General features: G+C 72.9%; 4 protein-coding genes. All 4 read left to right on the top strand.

Going from position 1 to position 3,516, the window contains the following annotated elements; translation table 11 throughout:
* The first annotated feature begins 263 nt into the window (after nt 1-263).
* Complete coding sequence (locus ABZW18_RS34360; RefSeq protein ID WP_356195345.1) at nt 264-1,199, top strand: M56 family metallopeptidase; 936 nt, start codon at nt 264-266, stop codon at nt 1,197-1,199.
* Between the two features lie 147 nt (nt 1,200-1,346).
* On the top strand, nt 1,347-1,952 hold the full coding sequence (locus ABZW18_RS34355; RefSeq protein WP_356195347.1) for a phosphatase PAP2 family protein: 606 nt from the start codon (nt 1,347-1,349) through the stop codon (nt 1,950-1,952).
* An 18-nt stretch (nt 1,953-1,970) separates the two neighbouring features.
* Nucleotides 1,971-2,681 (top strand): HAD-IA family hydrolase, encoded by a 711-nt coding sequence (locus ABZW18_RS34350; protein WP_356195343.1) that lies wholly within the window; start codon nt 1,971-1,973, stop codon nt 2,679-2,681.
* A gap of 227 nt (nt 2,682-2,908) precedes the next feature.
* Nucleotides 2,909-3,516: helix-turn-helix domain-containing protein (locus ABZW18_RS34345; protein ID WP_356195340.1), on the top strand; the 608-nt coding region annotated here is incomplete at its 3' end.

Here is a 3,516-nt window from a genome sequence, read left to right as displayed (position 1 = left end):
GGAACGTGAAGCAGCACGTGCGTACGTGCATACGTGCAGGTGAAGGCAGAAGCGGAGGTAAGAAGCGGAGCGTGGCGGCCGCTGGCTGGACCGGCCCGAGCTGGTGACGGCCTGCCGGGTGTCGACGGGCATGGGAATGCTCGCCATGCTGCTGGCAGGCTGAACCGGCACCAGCGCGCTCAACCGTGCGGATTTCGTGGGTTGCGTCACTTCGCCGCCCTGACCGTACCCGGCAGTAGCCGACCGCTCGTAAGGTGACGGCCATGATGCTCCCGCTCGTGCTGCTGCTCCTCGGCGGGCTGGCCGCGGCCGTCGCCCCGCGGCTGCTGGCGCGTGCCGAGTGGGCGGACCGCGAACCGGTGCTGGCCCTGTGGGTGTGGCAGTGCGTGGTGGCCGCCGTACTGCTGTGCTGTGCGCTGGCGATGGCCCTGAGCGGCGCGGCTGCCTGGGAGGCCGTACGCGGGCATGTGTTCGCGCCGGCCCCGCGGGGCGTCGTCGAGGCGTACGCGCTCCAGGCCTACGGTCCGTGGGCCGGTGCGGTGGCCGCCGCGCTCGCCTGCGGCGGCGCGTGGACAGCGGCCATGCTCACCCGCGAGGTGCGGGTGGCCCGCTCACAACACCGGAAGCAGCGCGCTGAGCTGCTCGTACGCTCCCCGCGGCTACCGGAGGAGACGCCTGCCGAGGACCGGCTGGTGGTCCTGGAGGGCGAACGCGCGGACGCCTGGTGGCTGCCGGGCGCGGCGCCCCAGCTCGTGATCACCACTGCCGCTCTGCGCCGGCTGAACCGCCGCCAACTGGACGCGGTGCTGGCGCACGAGCAGGGCCACGCGCGGGCCCGGCACGACTGGCTGCTGCACTGCTCGTCGGCGCTCGCGACCGGATTCCCGCAGGTGCCGGTGTTCGCGGCGTTCCGCCAGCAGATGCACCGGCTGGTGGAGCTGGCCGCCGACGACGTCGCCTCGCGCCGCTTCGGACGGCTGTCGATCGCTCTCGCCCTCGTCGAACTCAACGAGGACCGCGGGGTGTTCGGGCCGTGCCCGACACCACTCGCGCACGTCCCGCAGCGGGTGGACCGGCTGCTGGCCCCCGGCCCCCGGCTCACTCCGGCACGGCGGCTGCGGCTGACCGCCGCGGCGGCCTTCGTGCCGGTGGTGCCGCTGCTGCTGGCCCTGGTGCCCGCTCTCAGCGTGCTCCATTAGCCACCCGCTCCGGCCATCCGCGAAGATCTCTCCATGGATGCGCCGCCCCTTCGTCCACCGCCTCAGGACCACACCCCGTCCGCTACCCCCGCCCGGTGTCTGTGGACGGCCGCGGCCTGCGCGCTGCTGGGCACCGTTCTCCTGGTGATGGTCACCGTCGCCTGGTCGCCGCTGCTCACGAGTGACCGGGAGATCGCGTACGACCTGCACGCCTCGGCGGTCCAGCACCCCGGCTGGACCCGGACCAACCTGGTGCTGACGGACTGGGTGTGGGACCCGTGGACGATGCGCGCGCTGCTGGTGCTCGCGGCATTTGTGCTCCTGCGGCGCGGCGACCGGGTGACGGCCGTGGTCGTACTGGCCGTGACCCTGACCAGTTCCGCCGTGCAGCAGGGTCTGAAGGCCGCGGTGGGACGGGAGCGCCCGCGCTGGCCGGACCCGGTGGACTCCGCCCACTACGCGTCGTTCCCGTCCGGCCATGCGATGACCGCGGCCCTGGCCTGCAGTCTGCTGCTGTGGCTGCTGCTGCGCGCGGGCGTCCGGGGAGGGTGGCTGGCAGCCGCTTCGGCCGTGGCGCTGGTCTCGGTCGCGGGCGTGGGCTTCACGCGGTTGTATCTGGGCGTCCACTGGCTCTCCGACGTACTGGCCGGATGGCTGCTGGGAGTGGCGCTCACGGCGCTCGCTGCGGCCGTCTGCCTCCGCTGGGAAGCCGGGGAGGACGGGGAGGAGACGCTCTTGTCCGCGAAGGGATGACCGGGAAGGATCGCGGACATGGCGATCAAGGGCGTGCTCTTCGACTTCTCCGGCACCCTCTTCCGGGTCGAGACGGCCGAGTCCTGGCTGCGGGCCGTACTCGGCCGGTCCGGCATCGCGGTGCCCGAGGATGAACTCCTGTACTGGTCAGGGCGCTTGGAGGAGGCGGGGGCGCTGCCGGGCGGCGCCTCGCCACGCGTGATGCCACCGCATCTGGCCCGGCTGTGGGCCGACCGGGACAGCAGCGCCGAGCTGCACCGCGCGGCGTACGGCGGCCTGGCGCGTACGGTCGGCCTGCCCTGGCCGCAGCTGTACGGGGCGCTCTACGACCGGCACATGGAGCCCGCCGCGTGGGCGCCGTACCAGGACGCCGCACCGGTGCTGGAGGCGCTGCGGGCCGGCGGGGTCTCGGTCGGAGTGGTCAGCAACATCGGCTGGGATCTGCGTCCGGTCTTCCGCCACCACGGGCTGGACGGCTTCGTGGACGCGTACGCCCTGTCGTACGAGCACGGTGTGCAGAAACCGGACCCCCGGCTGTTCCACGCGGCGTGCGAGGCCATAGAGCAGGCGCCGCAGGATGTGCTGATGGTCGGCGACGACGGGCACGCGGACGCCGGGGCGGCGGAGCTGGGCTGCGCGGTCCGGCTGGTCGAGCACCTTCCGGTGGAGTCCCGCCCGGCCGCTCTGCGGCCCGTACTGGAGCTGGTCGGCCGCGAGCACGGGCACTGAGCCATCCGGTCGCCCGGGAGGGGAGCGCGGAGCCAACCGGAGCCGGGAGGAGAGCGCTGAGCCGGAGGGCTTTTCCGTGGCGCCAGCTGTCCGAAACCGCCGTTTCGGACGATCCCCCGCGTCGCCCGAAACGGCGGCAGCCCTGGAAATGCGGCCCTGAACAGGGCCGACACCTTCGGACCCGTTGAGTATATTGGCTCAGAGCCAGTCAACGCAGGAGTTAAAGCATGTGCCCGCGCAGCGCATCGGTCAATGAAGAGTTGCGCCGGCGTTCCCGCGACCGTCTGCTGCAGGCGACGGTCGAGCTGATCGGGGACCGAGGCTACGAGGCGACGACGCTCGCCGACATCGCGGACCGCGCGGGATCGGCACGGGGCCTGGTGTCGTACTACTTCCCGGGGAAGCGGCAGCTCCTGCAGTCCGCGGTGCACCGGCTGCTGCATCTGACGCTCGCCGAGGCGCTGGAGCGCGAGCCGCGTACGGACGACGGCAGGGAACGGATGGCCCGGGCGATCGACGCGATCCTGGGGATCGCCCGCGACCACCCCACACTGATGCGCACCCACATGGCGGGCATCCTCACGGCCGAGGGGTTCGTGCAGTGCCCGGAACAGCAGCGGCTCGCGGCGCTGCTCAGGGACACCGTGGTGCGCTACGGCTCCACCGACCCGGACACCGACTATCCGCTGTTCCGGGCGCTGCTGATGGGCGCCGTGGTGGCGGTCCTGCTGCCGGGTGCCCCGATGCCGCCCGCCCGGCTGCGCGCGGAGCTGTTCCAGCGCTACGGGCTGGACTGGGAGCGCGGTGTCCCGCCGGGCGACGAGGCACCCGGCGG

The organism is Streptomyces sp. NPDC004647 (assembly GCF_040609575.1).
In the GTDB taxonomy this organism is placed as follows: domain Bacteria; phylum Actinomycetota; class Actinomycetes; order Streptomycetales; family Streptomycetaceae; genus Streptomyces.
Note: the sequence above shows the minus strand (reverse complement) of the source record. Positions and strands in the feature narration are given on the sequence as shown.

Coding starts and splice junctions, on each gene's coding strand:
- ABZW18_RS34355 (WP_356195347.1), top strand. CDS start 1,347: ATGGTCACCGTCGCCTGGTCGCCGCTGCTCACGAGTGACCGGGAGATC.
- ABZW18_RS34350 (WP_356195343.1), top strand. CDS start 1,971: ATGGCGATCAAGGGCGTGCTCTTCGACTTCTCCGGCACCCTCTTCCGG.
- ABZW18_RS34360 (WP_356195345.1), top strand. CDS start 264: ATGATGCTCCCGCTCGTGCTGCTGCTCCTCGGCGGGCTGGCCGCGGCC.